Annotated in this window: 11 protein-coding genes; 10 read left to right on the forward strand and 1 reads right to left on the reverse strand. The window is 66.2% G+C overall.

Features of this window, described 5'->3' with window-relative positions:
• Positions 1–209 precede the first annotated feature (209 nt).
• From LQV39_RS10745 to LQV39_RS10790, 10 genes are read left to right on the forward strand one after another with little or no spacing between them, the layout of a single operon-like run.
• Positions 210–1,754 carry an XrtA system polysaccharide chain length determinant gene (locus LQV39_RS10745; protein ID WP_230025198.1) on the forward strand — a complete coding sequence of 515 codons (1,545 nt, stop codon included), beginning with the start codon at positions 210–212 and terminating at the stop codon, positions 1,752–1,754.
• Between the two features lie 36 nt (positions 1,755–1,790).
• A complete protein-coding gene (locus tag LQV39_RS10750) occupies positions 1,791–2,765 on the forward strand; it encodes an XrtA-associated tyrosine autokinase (RefSeq protein ID WP_230025200.1) in 975 nt (324 codons plus the stop codon).
• Positions 2,746–4,329, forward strand: coding sequence for a TIGR03016 family PEP-CTERM system-associated outer membrane protein (locus LQV39_RS10755; protein WP_230025202.1), 1,584 nt, complete (start codon positions 2,746–2,748; stop codon positions 4,327–4,329). The genes LQV39_RS10750 and LQV39_RS10755 overlap by 20 nt, the downstream gene beginning before the upstream one ends.
• A 12-nt stretch (positions 4,330–4,341) precedes the next feature.
• Positions 4,342–5,397 (forward strand): XrtA/PEP-CTERM system-associated ATPase, encoded by a 1,056-nt coding sequence (locus LQV39_RS10760; protein ID WP_230025204.1) that lies wholly within the window; start codon positions 4,342–4,344, stop codon positions 5,395–5,397.
• The gene (locus LQV39_RS10765; protein ID WP_230025206.1) at positions 5,394–6,278 is read left to right on the forward strand and encodes an XrtA system polysaccharide deacetylase; all 885 of its coding nucleotides are present in this window, start codon (positions 5,394–5,396) and stop codon (positions 6,276–6,278) included. Before LQV39_RS10760 ends, LQV39_RS10765 begins: the two co-directional genes overlap by 4 nt.
• Positions 6,275–7,384 (forward strand): FemAB family XrtA/PEP-CTERM system-associated protein, encoded by a 1,110-nt coding sequence (locus LQV39_RS10770; protein WP_230025208.1) that lies wholly within the window; start codon positions 6,275–6,277, stop codon positions 7,382–7,384. Before LQV39_RS10765 ends, LQV39_RS10770 begins: the two co-directional genes overlap by 4 nt.
• Before the next feature lie 5 nt (positions 7,385–7,389).
• Positions 7,390–8,592, forward strand: a complete 1,203-nt coding sequence (locus tag LQV39_RS10775) for a TIGR03087 family PEP-CTERM/XrtA system glycosyltransferase (protein ID WP_230025209.1) — start codon at positions 7,390–7,392, stop codon at positions 8,590–8,592.
• Positions 8,583–10,148, forward strand: a complete 1,566-nt coding sequence (gene xrtA, locus LQV39_RS10780; RefSeq protein ID WP_230025211.1) for an exosortase A — start codon at positions 8,583–8,585, stop codon at positions 10,146–10,148. Before LQV39_RS10775 ends, xrtA begins: the two co-directional genes overlap by 10 nt.
• Positions 10,145–11,356, forward strand: a complete 1,212-nt coding sequence (locus LQV39_RS10785) for a TIGR03088 family PEP-CTERM/XrtA system glycosyltransferase (protein ID WP_230025213.1) — start codon at positions 10,145–10,147, stop codon at positions 11,354–11,356. Before xrtA ends, LQV39_RS10785 begins: the two co-directional genes overlap by 4 nt.
• Positions 11,344–13,239: an XrtA/PEP-CTERM system amidotransferase gene (locus LQV39_RS10790; RefSeq protein WP_230025215.1), complete on the forward strand. Its 1,896-nt coding sequence runs from the start codon at positions 11,344–11,346 to the stop codon at positions 13,237–13,239. The genes LQV39_RS10785 and LQV39_RS10790 overlap by 13 nt, the downstream gene beginning before the upstream one ends.
• A 63-nt stretch (positions 13,240–13,302) precedes the next feature.
• On the opposite strand, the gene LQV39_RS10795 is transcribed toward LQV39_RS10790, so the two are convergent.
• Positions 13,303–14,664 (reverse strand): UDP-glucose/GDP-mannose dehydrogenase family protein, encoded by a 1,362-nt coding sequence (locus LQV39_RS10795; RefSeq protein ID WP_230025217.1) that lies wholly within the window; start codon positions 14,662–14,664, stop codon positions 13,303–13,305.
• Between the last annotated feature and the right edge of the window lie 139 nt (positions 14,665–14,803).

Consider the following 14,803-nt stretch of genomic DNA (forward strand, 5'->3'; position numbering starts at 1 on the left):
ATTTCACAAAACCAATGCAAAATTAAGCCTAACTCCGGGTTTCTTAAAGGAATTTGTGTTGTAGACGAGGTACGCCTTGTTGAGCCCTTCACATTTTTCTTGTGCTTAATTGCAATTGCCCTGAGTACAAGCGATGATGCGAAGTATTCCATTTTCCTTTGATTTGGATCACTACTCGATTCCAGATCTTTCATGGTGAGATTGACACGATGGCAGAGATCACAGCCACCCTCCTGAATTTCCTTAAAGCAATCGGCAAGTACCGCTGGTACGCGGTCGCCATTTCCTGGACCATCGCCGTCATCGGCTGGGCCGTGGTATTGCGCCTGCCGAACCAGTACGAGGCCTCGGCCCGTGTCTATGTCGATACCCAGAGCATTCTCAAGCCTCTGCTGTCGGGCATGACCACGATGCCCAACCTGGACCAGCAGGTGGTGTTCATGCGCCGCACGCTGATCAGCCGCCCGAACGTCGAGCGCCTGATGCGCATGGTGGACCTGGACGTCAAGGCCAAGGACAGCAAGGAACACGAAAAGATGGTCGACGACTTGATCTCCCAGATCAAGATCGGCGGCACCGAGCGCGACGACATCTACACGATCACCTATAACGCCAGCAACCCGAAGCTGGGCAAGGACATCGTCCAGTCGCTGCTGCAAATCTTCGTCGAGGGCAGCTTCAGCGGCAAGAAGCAGGATTCGGAAAAGGCCGTGCAGTTCATCGAAGACCAGATCAAATCGTATGAAGACAAGCTGACCGCCGCCGAAAACTCGCTGAAAGAGTTCAAGATCAAGAACATGGGCCTGCTGCCGCGCGAAGGCGGCGGCGACTTCAGCGGCCAGCTGATCTCGGCCACCGACCAGCTGAGCCAGGCGCGCCTGGAACTGGCCGAGGCCGAGCAGGCCCGCAACGCGATCCGCCGCCAGATCTCGGGCGAACCGGCCAAGCCGGGCAAGCCAGGCGAGGTCATCGAAATCCCGGTCACCGATCCGGAACTGGAAAACCGCATCTCCACCACGCAAAAGAACCTGGACGCCCTGCGCCTGCAGTACACCGAGCAGCACCCGGACATCGTCGCCAACCGCCGCCTGCTGGACCAGCTGCTGGCCCAGAAGGCCGAGCTGGCCAAGAACAAGAAGCGCAGCGCCGATCCGGGCGCCGGCTACAGCCCGATGCTGCAGCAGCTGAGCGTCTCGCTGTCGCAGGCCGAAGCCCATGTGGCGTCGATGCGCACCCGCGTCGAGGAATACGCGGCCCGCGTGGCGCGACTGCGCACCCAGAGTTCCGCAGTGCCGGAAGTCGAAGCCCAGCTCGCCCAGCTGAATCGCGACTACCAGGTCAACAAGGAAAACTACCAGAAGCTGCTGGAACGCCGCGAATCGGCGCGCCTGTCGGGCGACCTGTCGTCCGCCACCGACATGCTGACCTTCCGCGTGATCGATCCGCCGACCGTCCCGACCCAGCCGACCGGCCCGAACCGCCTGCGCCTGTTCTCGCTGGTGTTCGCCGGCGCGCTGGCGGCCGGCATTGCCGTCGCTTTCCTGATGAGCCAGCTGCGCCCGACCTTCCTGAGCCAGGCCACGCTGCGCGAGGTCACCGGCCTGCCGGTGCTCGGTTCGATCGGCATGAACTGGACCGCGGAACAGACCGTGCGCCGTAAGCGCCGCCTGGCCGCCCTCGGGGTATCGGTGCTGGTGTTGTTCGGCATCTATGGGGCCGGCATGGCGGCCATCCTGTCCCACCCGACGCTTTAATCGCGGCGCCCCCGCAAAGATTGCAAGGAGTACCACGTGAGCATTATTGAAAAAGCAGCCAGCCGCATCGACCGGCAGCGCAGCGCCGCCACGGCCGTCCCTGCCGGCCCCGCCGAGGCGGGCGTGGCCCACGCCGTGCTGGCGGACAGCCCGGCCGTGGCCGAGGCCGTCATCCACGAGGCCGTCGTTCAGGACAAGGTCATCCACGAACCCGCGCACGCGATCCCGGCCGCGCCGGCCGCCCTGGCCATCGGCAACGAACAGCCGGCAACGCCAAAATTCACGACCCGCCGCGTCGAGCTGGACCTGGCGCGCATGCGCGAACTGGGCATGGTCACCGCGGCCGGCGGCCGTACGCCGCTGCTGGAAGACTTCCGCATCATCAAGCGTCCGCTGCTGCAGCGCGCCTTCGGCGAGCGTTCGCCGACCGGCAAGCCGGGCAACCTGATCATGGTGACCAGCTCGCTGCCAGGCGAAGGCAAGACCTATACCGCGATCAACCTGGCGATGAGCATCGCCATGGAACTCGACCACACCGTGCTGCTGGTCGACGCCGACGTGGCCCGTCCCTCGGTTCTGCGCACGCTCGGCCTGCCGAACCAGCGCGGCCTGATGGACATCCTGGTCGACGACAAGCTCGACATGGCGGACGTCATGCTGCGCACCAACGTCGATACCCTGTCGATCCTGCCGGCCGGCACCAGTACCGCGCGCGCGACCGAACTGCTGGCCAGCTCGACCATGACCAACCTGGTCAACGAAATCGCCAACCGCTACCCGGACCGCGTCGTCATCTTCGATTCGCCGCCGCTACTGCTGACCAGCGAATCGCGGGAGCTGGCTTCGCACATGGGCCAGATCGTGATGGTGGTCGAAGCCCAGACCACGACCCAGCACGCGGTCAAGGAAGCACTGAGCCAGATCGAAGGCTTCAACAACGTCAATCTCATTTATAACAAGACCAGGGATCTCCCCGGCATCGAAGAGACGTATGACTATCACTACGGCTAAACTGCCGCTCAAGGCGCTGCGGCTGACGCCGTTCGCCCTCGCGGCATTGATGCTGTCGGCCGAGTGCCGTGCGGACTGGAAGTTCACGCCGACCATCGGCGTCTCCGAAACCTATAGCGACAACCCGGGCTTGCAGCGCGACCAGGAAGCCCATGGCCAGTGGATCGCCGAATCGACCCCCGGCTTCACGCTGCTCAGCCGTTCGCGCCGCCTGCGCCTGGCGGCCTCCGGCGAATGGCATTTCTATGCCTACGACGACAAGAACCTGCCGAACACGCACTCGCGCGAGCGCCGCTATTCGGCGAATGCGCAGGCCATGCTGATCGAGAATCTGCTGACCCTGGAAACCCGCGCGAGCGGCGCCAGGCAGGCGATTTCGGCCTTCGGGCCGCGCTTCACGACGCCCTACTCGACTTTCAACAGCACCGACGTCCAGTCCTGGAGCATCAGCCCGATCCTGCAGCACCGCTTCGGCAGCGTGGCCGACCTGCGGGCCCAGCTGACGCGCGACGGCGTCAAGACCGATGGCCGGAACCAGACCTCCGCGTTCGGCAACAGCTTCTCGACCGCGGGGTCCTTCACCCTGAACAGCAGGCAGAGCACGAATCCGCTCGGCTGGACGCTGCAGTACTCGCGCCAGGACATGGAAACCGAGCGCTTCGGCGCGTCGCGCTCGACGAATGCGTCGGCAACGCTGCACTACCGCCTCAGCCGCACCTGGACCGTGCTTGGCACGGGCGGCTACGACAGCTACGAATACTCGTCCTCGCACGACCGCAATGCCGGCCGCAGCCTCACCGCCGGGTTCACCTGGACGCCGACCGCCCGCACCAGCGTCGACGCCCGGTTCGGGCACAGCTATCTCGGCAAGACCGGTTCGCTGCAGGCGGTGCAGCGCAACCGCCACCTGGTCTCGCGCGTCAGCTACACCGACCAGGTGACGACCAGCCGCTCGCAATTCCTGCTGCCCGCGGCGATCGACACCGCGGCCCTGCTCGACCAGCTGTTCAGCGCCACGATTACCGACCCGGTCCTGCGCGCCCAGGCAGTCCAGAACTACCTTGCCGCCAGCGGCCTGCCGCCGACCCTGGCCGACTCCGTGAACTACCTGAGCAACCGTTTCATGCGCGAGAAGCGCCTGCAGGCGGGCTACATCTACACCATGCCGCACAGCAGCGTGAGCCTGTCGGTGTACAAGTCGGAACGCGTCGGCCTGACGACGCAGCAGAGCGACAGCGAACTGCTGGGAACCCAGCTGGGTTCACTGAACGACAATGTGCGCCAGAAGGGCATCCAGGCCGGCTTCGACTACCGCCTGTCGCCGCGGACCAGCGCCAATCTGCTGGTGACGGGCAGCCGCGCCCTGTCGCTCACGACCGGCATCGAATCGCCAAATCACCAGATCAGCCTGGGGCTGACGCGCCAGTTCGACCGCAAGACCCGCGGCAGCCTCGAGCTGCGCCATGTCCATGGCCCGAGCGGCGCCCTGATCAACAGCGCGGGTGCAGCCCCTGCCGGCTACAACGAGAACGCCCTGGCGGCGACGCTAGCCGTTCAGCTTTAATTCGGAGCAGCGATGTACGAGACCTTTTACGGATTTTCCGCCAAACCCTTCCAGCTGCGCCCGGACCCGCACTTCTTCTTCGGCAGCAAGGGTCACAAGCGCGCCATGGCCTACCTCGAGTACGGCCTGTCGCAGGGCGAGGGCTTCATCATCGTGACCGGCGAAGTCGGCGCCGGCAAGACCACGCTGGTGCGCAACCTGTTCAACCGCCTGCCTTCGGACCAGATCGTGGCGGCGCATATCGTCAACACCCACCTGGACCCGGAAGACACCCTGCGCATGGTGGTGTCGGCGTTCGGCCTGCCGTACGAAGGCGCGAGCAAGACCGACCTGTTGACGCGCCTGGAAAAATTCCTGACCGAAGTCGACCGCCAGGGCAAGCGCGCCCTGCTGGTCATCGACGAAGCCCAGAACCTGTCGGCGCGCACCGTCGAAGAACTGCGCATGCTGTCGAACTTCCAGACCGACGACAAATCGCTGCTGCAGACCTTCCTGCTCGGCCAGCCCGAATTCCGCGCCACCCTGCACAGCCCCGGCATGCAGCAGCTGCGCCAGCGCGTGATCGCCAGCTACCACCTAGGCCCGATGGATGCGCAGGAGACCCGCGCCTACATCGAGCACCGCCTGGCGACGGTCGGCTGGAGCGGCGACCCGGCCTTCGACGAGGGCGCCCATGCCGCGATCTACGCCTACAGCGGCGGCATCCCGCGCAAGGTCAACACCCTGCTGGACCGCGTGCTGCTGATGGGCTACCTGGAAGAGATGCACGCTTTCACGGAAGCCGACATCAGCGCCGTCATCAGCGACATCAGCGAGGAATTCCAGCTGCCCGAGGGTCAAGCCGCACCGGTCCAGGAAACGCTGCCGGGCGCCGCCCTGGGCAGCCTGCCGCAGGAGCTGCGCACGCTCGACCAGCGCGTCGGCGAGCGCCGCGTCGCCAGCGTCGAGGTGCTGGACGAACGCATGATGCGTCTTGAAAAATCGATCGTTTCCGTGCTGTCGATCCTGAAGAAGATCGTCGCCACGCCCCAGGGGGCGGTAACCCAGCCGATGGACAACCAAGAATGAACATGTTCGAACTCGCACCAAAGCCCCAGGCGGCGCCTGGGGAACGCATCCGCAATGCGATGACCTGCGATGTCGAGGACTACTTCCAGGTCTCGGCCTTCGCGCCCTACATCGACCGCGCCAGCTGGCCGAGCCGCGAGTGCCGCGTCGAAGCCAACATGGACCGCATCCTGGCCCTGTTCGAGCGCAATGGCGTGCACGCCACCTTCTTCACGCTGGGCTGGATCGCCGAGCGCTATCCGCAGGTCGTGCGCCGCATCGTCGCCGGCGGCCACGAGCTGGCCAGCCACGGCTACGGCCACCTGCGTGCCTCCGACCAGACCCGCGCCGAATTCGCCAACGACATCCGCTCCAGCAAGGCGCTGCTGGAAGACATCGGCGGCCAGGCGGTGCTCGGTTACCGCGCGCCCAGCTTCTCGATCGGCCGCGCCAACCTGTGGGCGCTGGACGAACTGCTCGAAGCCGGCTACCGCTACAGCTCCAGTATCTACCCGATCGCGCACGACCACTACGGCATGCCGGAAGCGCCGCGCTTCGCCTTCTATCCGAACGGCCCGGACGGCCTGCTGGAAGTGCCGATCACCACGGTCCAGATGATGGGTCGTAACCTGCCGGCCGGCGGCGGCGGCTACTTCCGCCTGCTGCCTTACGCGCTGTCGCGCTGGATGATGGCCAAGGTTAACCGCGACGACCGCCAGCCCTCGCTGTTCTACTTCCATCCCTGGGAGATCGACAGCCAGCAGCCGCGCCCTGAAGGCCTGGACGCCAAATCGCGCTTTCGCCACTACATCAACATCGACCGGATGGAAAGCCGCATCGAAGCCCTGGCGCGCGATTTCGCCTGGGACCGCATGGACCGCATTTTTCTGAATCAAGCATGAACTCGATCATCGAAGCAGCAGTAGTAAAGCGCGCGGCGCCCGCAGCTGGCCCCACCCCGGCTGCCGGACCGCTGACCCTGCACCTGATGCAGCCGCAGGACCGCAGCCGCTGGGACGCTTTTGTGCGCGCCTGCCCCGAAGCGACCTTCTTCCACCTGTCCGGCTGGCAGCAGGTGATCGAAGCCTCGTTCGGCATCAAGACCTGGTTCTACTTTGTCGAGCAGGACGGCCAGATCCAGGGCGTGCTGCCGCTCGCCGAAATCAAGAGCCGCCTGTTCGGCCACTCGCTGGGCGCGATGCCCTTCTGTGTCTACGGCGGCCCGGTCGCAATCAACGAGGCAGCGCGCTCGCTGCTGGACCAGGCCGCGCACGAACTGGCGCAGAAGCTGGGCGTGGGCCACCTGGAATACCGCGGCATGCGGCGCTTCCACCCGGAGGACGCGAGCTGGCACACCAAGGAGCTGTACGTCACCTTCCGCAAGGAGATCAGCAGCGATGACGAAGAAAACCTGAACGCGATCCCGCGCAAGCAGCGCGCGATGGTCCGCAAGGGCATCAAGCTGGGCCTGAAGGACGTGGTCGAGGACAACGTCGACCGCATGTTCGAAGCCTATGCGCACAGCGTGCACCGGCTCGGCACCCCGGTATTCCCGAAAAAATACTTCGCCCTGCTGCAGAAGACCTTCGGCGACGAGTGCGAAGTGCGCACCATCCTCACCGAAAAGGACGAACTGGTGGGATCGGTGCTGTCCTTCTACTGGCGCGACGAAGTCGTGCCCTACTACGGCGGCGGCATGGACATCGCGCGCAACGTGGCCGGCAACGACTTCATGTACTGGAACCTGATGCAGGCCGCCGCCGCGCGCGGCTGCCGGATCTTCGACTTCGGCCGCAGCAAGCTGGGCACCGGCGCCTACGACTTCAAGAAGAACTGGGGTTTCACCGCCGAGCACCTGCCCTACGAGTACAAGCTGTACGGCGCCACCGCCCTGCCGGACAACAACCCGCTGAACCCGAAATACCAGCTGTTCATCAAGATGTGGAAGAAGCTGCCGCTGCCGGTGGCGAACTTCATGGGTCCTTATATCGTCCGCAACCTGGGCTGAAAATCGTGGAAGACCTGCTCCTGCTGATCCACCGGATCCCCTACCCGCCCAACAAGGGCGACAAGATCCGTTCGTACCACCTGCTCAAGCACTTGGCGAAACACTACCGCGTGCACCTGGCGACCTTCGTGGACGATCCCGACGACTGGCAGTACGTACCGCACGTCGAGGCGCTGTGCGCGAGCAGCCATTTCGCCCGCATGCATCCGCTGGCCGCGCGTATCAAGAGCCTGAGCGCCCTGCTGAAGAACCGTTCGCTCTCGCTCGAGTACTACCGCGACGCCGGCATGACGCGCTGGGTGCGCGACACCGTCGCCGCACACGGCATCGAACGCGTGCTGGTGTTCTCGTCGGCGATGGCGCAGTACGCCGACCCGTACCGCCAGGCGCGCCGCGTCGTGGATTTCTGCGACGTCGACTCGGATAAATGGCGCCAGTACGCCGACAAGAAATCCGCGCCCGTCAGCTGGCTGTACCGCTACGAAGCGAACCAGCTGCTGCGCTACGAGCGCCAGGTAGCGCGCGACTACGACGCCTCGCTGTTCGTGTCGGCGCCCGAGGCCGACCTGTTCCGCCAGCTGGCGCCGGAGAGCACCGCCAAGATCGGCCATTTTAATAACGGCGTCGACACCGACTACTTCTCGCCCGAGGAGGCCCACGCCAGTCCCTACGCGGCCGGCGAACGCGCGCTGGTGTTCACTGGCGCGATGGATTACTGGCCGAATGTCGACGCCGTCGAATGGTTTGCGCGGGACGTCTTCCCGCAACTGCGCGAGCGCTTTGCCGACCTGCGCTTCTACATCGTCGGCGCACGCCCGGCCCCGGCGGTGCAGGCCCTGGCCAGCCAGGCCGGCGTGGTGGTGACCGGTACCGTGCCCGACGTCCGTCCGTATATCGCGCACGCGGCGGTGGCCGTGGCGCCGCTGCGCATCGCCCGCGGCATCCAGAACAAGGTGCTGGAAGCGATGGCGATGGCGCGCGCGGTGGTGGTCTCGCCGCAGGCCCTGGAAGGCATCGAGGCCGAACCGGGCAGCGAACTGGTGCTGGCCGAAGACGCCGCCGCCTTCGTCGACGCCGTCGCCACCCTGCTGGCCGGCCAGGCCAGCGCCGCCGACGCCATCGGCAAGGCCGCACGCGCCAAGGTCCAGCGCCGCTACAGCTGGTCGAGCAACCTCGCATGCATAGGGGAGAACCTGGAATGCTCCTGAATCCGCCGCCCGGCGTCGCCCACGCCGCCGCCCCGGCCGCGCCCCCGCTGGCGCGTTCGTCCATCGTCCTGATCGCGCTGGCCCTGCTGGCGCCCTTCGCCCTGTATTTCGGTACCGTGCGCTCGATCGTCTCGATCTGGAACAGCTCCGAGACCTTCGCCCACGGCTACGTGATCCTGCCGATCAGCCTGTGGCTGATCTGGCGCCGCCGCGCGAACTTCAGCCTCTATCCACCGCAGCCTTACGCGCCGGGGCTGGTACTGCTGGCGCTGCTCGGCGCTGGCTGGCTGGCATCCCAGCTGGGCGAAGTGCAAGTGGTCTCGCAATACACCTTCGTCGCCATGCTGCCGGTGGCGGCGCTGGCCCTGTTCGGCCCGCGCCTGGCCGGTTCGCTGGCCTTCCCGCTGCTGTTCCTGCTGTTCGCGGTGCCCTTCGGCGAAATCTTCGTCGAGCCGCTGATCCACTTCACCGCCGACTTCACGGTGGCCGCGGTGCGCGCCACCGGCATTCCGGTGCTGCGCAGCGGCACCCGCTTCGAACTGCCGACCGGGAACTGGTCGGTGGTCGAGGCCTGCAGCGGCGTGCGCTACCTGATTTCCTCGATCACGCTGGGCTGCCTGTATGCCTACCTGACTTACCGCTCGATGACGCGGCGCGCGCTGTTCATCGGCCTGTCCATCGTGGTGCCGATCATCGCCAACGGCTTGCGCGCCTACATGATCGTGATGATCGGCCACTTGTCTGGCATGGAGCTGGCCACCGGCGTCGACCACCTGATCTACGGCTGGCTGTTCTTCGGCCTGGTGATGTTCATCATGTTCTGGATCGGCAGCTACTGGCGCGAAGACACCGACACGCCGGCGGCGGCACCGGCCGCCGCGGGTACGGCGGATGCGCAGGCCGCAGCTAGCGCCGGCGCCGGACGCCGCATCCCTGCCATGGCCGGCTATGTCATCCTGGCGGCAGCCTTGTGGCCGGCGCTGGCGCTGGTCGGCGAACGCAGCAACCAGAATCCGCTGCCGGTCGCCTTCAGGGACGTTCCCGTCAGCTGGCCCGCGGCGCCGGAATTCGCCGACTGGAAGCCGGACTACATGGCGCCCGACGTCACCCTGCACCGCAGCTACCAGGCCGGCGCCACGCCGGTGGCGCTGACCGTGCTGTACTACCGCAACCAGGACCGCCAGAAGTCCCTGATCAGCTCCATCAACCGCCTGGCCGGCTACAAGGACAGCTGGCATGCGGTCGAGTCGGCAACCCGTAGCGTGAGCTTCGCCGGCCGCCCGCTGGCGCTGCGCGAAACCATCCTGCGCCAGCCCGGCGGGAACATCATGGTCTGGTCCTGGATGTGGATCGGCGGGCATTACACCAGCAGCGACATCGCCGGCAAGCTGTACCAGGCCAGCGCGAAGGCCCTGCTGCGCGGCGACGACGGCGCGGCGATCATGCTGTCGGCCCCGGCCGACGATCCGGCCCAAGCGCGCGCCGCGCTGCAGCGCTTCGTGCAGGAACAGGGCCCAACCCTCGACCGCAGCCTCGCGGCGGAACGCGGCCGATGAACGCCTACGTGCCCGGCCTGGCGCCGGCCGGCGTCGACACGCGTCCGCTGGTCGTGCACCTGGTGCACTCGCTCAGTATCGGCGGCATGGAAGTGCTGCTGGTCGACTGCATCAACCGCATGCCGGCCGAAGCCTACCGCCACGCCGTGGTGTGCCTGACGAATTACAGTTCGTTCGCCGACAACATCACCCGCCCGGACGTCGAACTCTACGCGCTGGGCAAGCCGCCCGGCCTGGGCCTGGCCACCCACGTCAAATTCTGGCAGCTGATGCGGCGCCTGCGCCCGACCGTGCTGCACACTTATAATCTGTCGGCGCTCGAGTACGCGTTCACGGCGACCCTGGCCGGCGTGCCGGTGCGGGTCCACGCCGAGCACGGACGCGACGCCAGCGATCCGCACGGCCTGAACCCCAAGCATAATTTCCTGCGCCGCCGCCTGGTCCCTTTCGTCGACCGCTTCGTGCCGGTCTCGGACGACCTCGAACGCTGGCTGGGCGAGGTGGTGCGCATCCCGCGCGCCAAGACCCTGTTCATCAAGAACGGCGTCGACACCGACAAGTTCGCGCCCGGCGGCAATCCGTCTCCCGATTCGCCATGGGCGGCGGGCGACTTCGTGATCGGCACCGTGGCGCGGGTGCAGGACGTCAAGAACCACGCCTGCCTGGTCGAGGCCTTCGCGCGCCTGCGCGCGCTGCACCCCGAGCTGGCGACCAGACTCAAACTGTCGATCGTCGGCGACGGCCCGCTGCTGCCGGCGGTGCGGCGCCAGGTCGAAGAACTCGGCCTGCAGGACGCCGTCTGGCTGCCCGGCGCGCGTTCCGACATCAAGGCCCTGCTGCAATCGTTCTCGCTGTTCGCCCTGCCCTCGCTGGCCGAAGGCACGCCGGTCTCGCTGCTGGAAGCGATGGCCAGCGGCCTGCCGGTGGTGGCCTCGCGCGTCGGCGGCATCCCGGAAGTGGTGGCCGACGGCGAGCACGGGCTGCTGGTGCCGGCCGGCGACGCCGATGCGCTGGCGCAGGCGCTGGGCCGCTATGCGCGCAATCCGGACCTCGGCCCGCAGCACGGCCGCGCCGGGCGCGCGCGCGTCGAGGAGCGTTTCAGCATGCGCGCCATGCTGGCGTCCTACGGCGACCTGTACGACGGCCTGTGCCGCCGCAAGGCGCCGGTTTCATCTTCAAGCAAGAAAGCAAAATCATGTGCGGAATAGTCGGCATCTTTGACACCAACGGCAACCGGGACATCGACCGCGAAGCACTGCGGCGCATGAACGAGAGCCAGCATCACCGCGGCCCCGACGAGGGCGAGCTGTACACTGAAAAAGGCCTGGGCATGGGCCACCGCCGCCTGTCGGTGATCGACGTGGCGACCGGCCAGCAGCCGCTGCTGAACGCGGCGCGCGACACCGTCATCGTGTTCAACGGCGAGATCTACAACTACCGCGCGCTGCGCGACGAGCTGATCGCCCTCGGCCACGTGTTCCAGACCAGGTCCGACACCGAGGTCGTGCTGCAGTCCTGGATCGCCTGGGGCGCCGACTGCGTGCGCCGCCTGCGCGGCATGTTCGCCTTCGGCATCTGGGACCGCCGCCAGCAGACCATGTTCCTGGCGCGCGACCACGTCGGCGTCAAGCCGATGTTCTACTCGCTGCTGCCGGGCGGCCTGTTCGTGTTCGGCTCCGAGCTGAAGTCGATCATGACCTTCCCGGAACTGTCGCGCCAGATCAACCCGCGCGCGGTCGAGGATTATTTCGCCTACGGCTACGTGCCGGAACCGAACACCATTTTCCACAACGCCTATAAACTCAGCCCCGGCCACTGCATCCTGCTGAAGGTGGGCGAGCGCGAAGTGCGGCCGCAGCGCTACTGGGACCTGCCGTTCAAGCCGGCGCCGGCGCGTCCGGAAGCCGAGGTCGAGCAGGAGCTGATCGCGCGCCTGCGCGAAGCCGTGCAGAGCCAGATGGAATCCGAAGTGCCGCTCGGCGCCTTCCTGTCCGGCGGCGTCGACTCGAGCGCGGTGGTCGCCATGATGGCCCAGGAAGACCGCGATCCGGTCACCACCTGCTCGATCGGCTTCGACGATCCCGACTTCGACGAAAGCCGCTATGCCGACGCGGTAGCGCAGCGCTACCATACCAGGCACCACGCCCAGATCGTCGACAAGGACGACTACGGCCTGATCGACACCCTGGCCCACCTGTACGACGAACCCTTCGCCGACAGCTCGGCGATCCCGACCTACCGCGTCTGCCAGCTGGCGCGCCGCCACGTGACGGTGGCGCTGTCCGGCGACGGCGGCGACGAGAACTTCGCCGGCTACCGCCGCTACCGCTATGCGATGGCCGAGCACAGCGTGCGTTCGCGCGTGCCGGAAGCGATCCGTAAACCCTTGTTCGGCACCCTGGGCAGCATCTATCCGAAGGCCGACTGGGCGCCGCGCATGTTCCGCGCCAAGACCACCTTCGAGGCGCTGGCGCGCGACCTGGTCGAGGGCTACTTCCACGGCGTGTCCATCATGCCCGACCGCGTGCGCGACCAGCTGTTCAGCGACAGCTTCCGCAGCGGCCTGCAGGGCTACCGCGCGGTCGAGGCGATGCGCGCCCACGCGAAGAATGCGCCGACCGACGATCCGCTGTCGCTGATCCAGTACGTCGACTTCAAGACCTACCTGCCGGGCGACATCCTGACCAAGGTCGACCGCGCCAGCATGGCGCACTCGCTCGAAGTGCGGGTGCCGCTGCTGGACCATACTTTCCTCGAATGGGCGTCGACCCTGCCGCCCGACCTGAAGCTGCGCGGCGGCGAAGGCAAATACATCCTCAAGAAGGCGCTCGAGCCGCATCTGCCGCACGACATCATGTACCGCGCCAAGAAGGGCTTTTCGATCCCGGTGGCCGACTGGCTGCGCGGCCCGCTGCGCGAAGCGGTCCGTAAATCGGTGCTCAGCACGCGCATGTTCGATACCGGCATCTTCAACCGCCGCTTCCTGGAGCAGATGGTGTCGCAGCACGAATCCGGCGCGGCGGACTACAGCGCGCCGCTGTGGTCGCTGATGATGTTCGAGGCCTTCCTGCGGGTCAGCCTCGAATCCTGATCCCGACGCTCAGGGACGAAAAAAAAGCCACCCGCGGGTGGCTTTCTTCATGCTGCGGCGGAATCAGCGGGCGCGGGCGCGGCGGCCGATGCCTTCGTAGTGCAGCCCGGCGGCCGTCACCAGCTCCGGCGGATAGATGTTGCGGCCGTCGAACACGGCGCGCGCCTTCAGTGCAGTAGCGAGCGCGCCGAAGTCCGGCGAACGGAACTCCTTCCATTCGGTGACCAGCACCAGCGCGTCGGCGCCCTGCACCGCCTCGCTGGCCGAGGTGACGATGCGCAGCAGTTCCGCGCAGCGCTGCGGGCCGTGCTCGGACAGCAGCATGCGGCTGGCTTCCTCGCTCGCGACCGGATCGTAGGCCACGACCTTGGCGCCGGCCTCGAACAGGGCGCGGATCAGCACCAGGCTCGGGGCTTCGCGCATGTCGTCGGTGTTCGGCTTGAAAGACAGTCCCCACAGCGCGATCGTGCGGCCACGCAGGTGCTCGGCGCCGCCGAAGAAGCGGCACAGCTTGGTGAACAGCACGTGCTTCTGGTTTTCGTTGACCTTCTCGGTGGCTTCCAGCAGGTGCAGGGTCTGCTCGTGCTCGGAGGCGGTCTTGACCAGCGCCTTGACGTCCTTCGGGAAGCAGGAGCCGCCGTAGCCGGTGCCGGCATACAGGAAGTGCGAGCCGATGCGCGGATCCAGGCCCATGCCCAGGCGCACCGCCTCGATGTCGGCGCCCAGCACTTCGGCCAGGTTCGCGACTTCGTTCATGAAGCTGATGCGGGTCGCCAGCATGGCGTTGCAGGCGTACTTGGTCAGCTCGGCGCTGCGGATGTCCATCTCGACCAGCTTTTCGTGGTTGCGGTTGAACGGCGTGTACAGCTGGCGCATCAGGCGGCTGGCTTCGGCGCTGTCGCAGCCGATCACGATCCGGTCCGGGCGGGTGAAGTCTTCGATCGCCGCGCCTTCCTTCAGGAATTCCGGATTGCTGACGACCGAGAATTCGACCGCTACGCCGCGCTTGTCCAGTTCCGACGCGATCGCGGCCCTGACCTTTTCGGCGGTGCCGACCGGGACGGTCGACTTGTCGACCACCACCAGCGGACGCTCCATGCGCGCGCCGATGCTGCGCGCGGCCGACAGGATGTGGGTCAAGTCGGCGCTGCCGTCCTCGTCCGGCGGGGTGCCGACCGCCAGGAAAATCACGTCGGCGTGCGCCACCGCTTCGTCATAGCTGGTGGAAAACAACAGCCGGCCGGCACTGGCGTTGCGTGCAACCAACGCGTCGAGTCCCGGCTCATGGATCGGAATCCCACCGTTGTTGAGCATGGCAATCTTGCGCTCGTCCACGTCCAGGCATAGCACGGTGTTGCCGACGTCGGCAAAGCAAGCCCCCGACACCAGGCCTACATAGCCGGTGCCGATAATCGAAATTTTCATATGAGATCCAGGCCTTCGAGAGGAAGCAGGAGCCTTGACATGCGCTAAGACGGCGTCAAGGAATGGTTGAGTTAGCGAAAGACTAGCAGTTGCATAGAAATTTTGCAAACAAGCATCTTCTATCGTGCGTTGTAAAAAA

Source organism: Massilia sp. Bi118 (genome assembly GCF_918697865.1).
Taxonomy (GTDB): domain Bacteria; phylum Pseudomonadota; class Gammaproteobacteria; order Burkholderiales; family Burkholderiaceae_D; genus Telluria.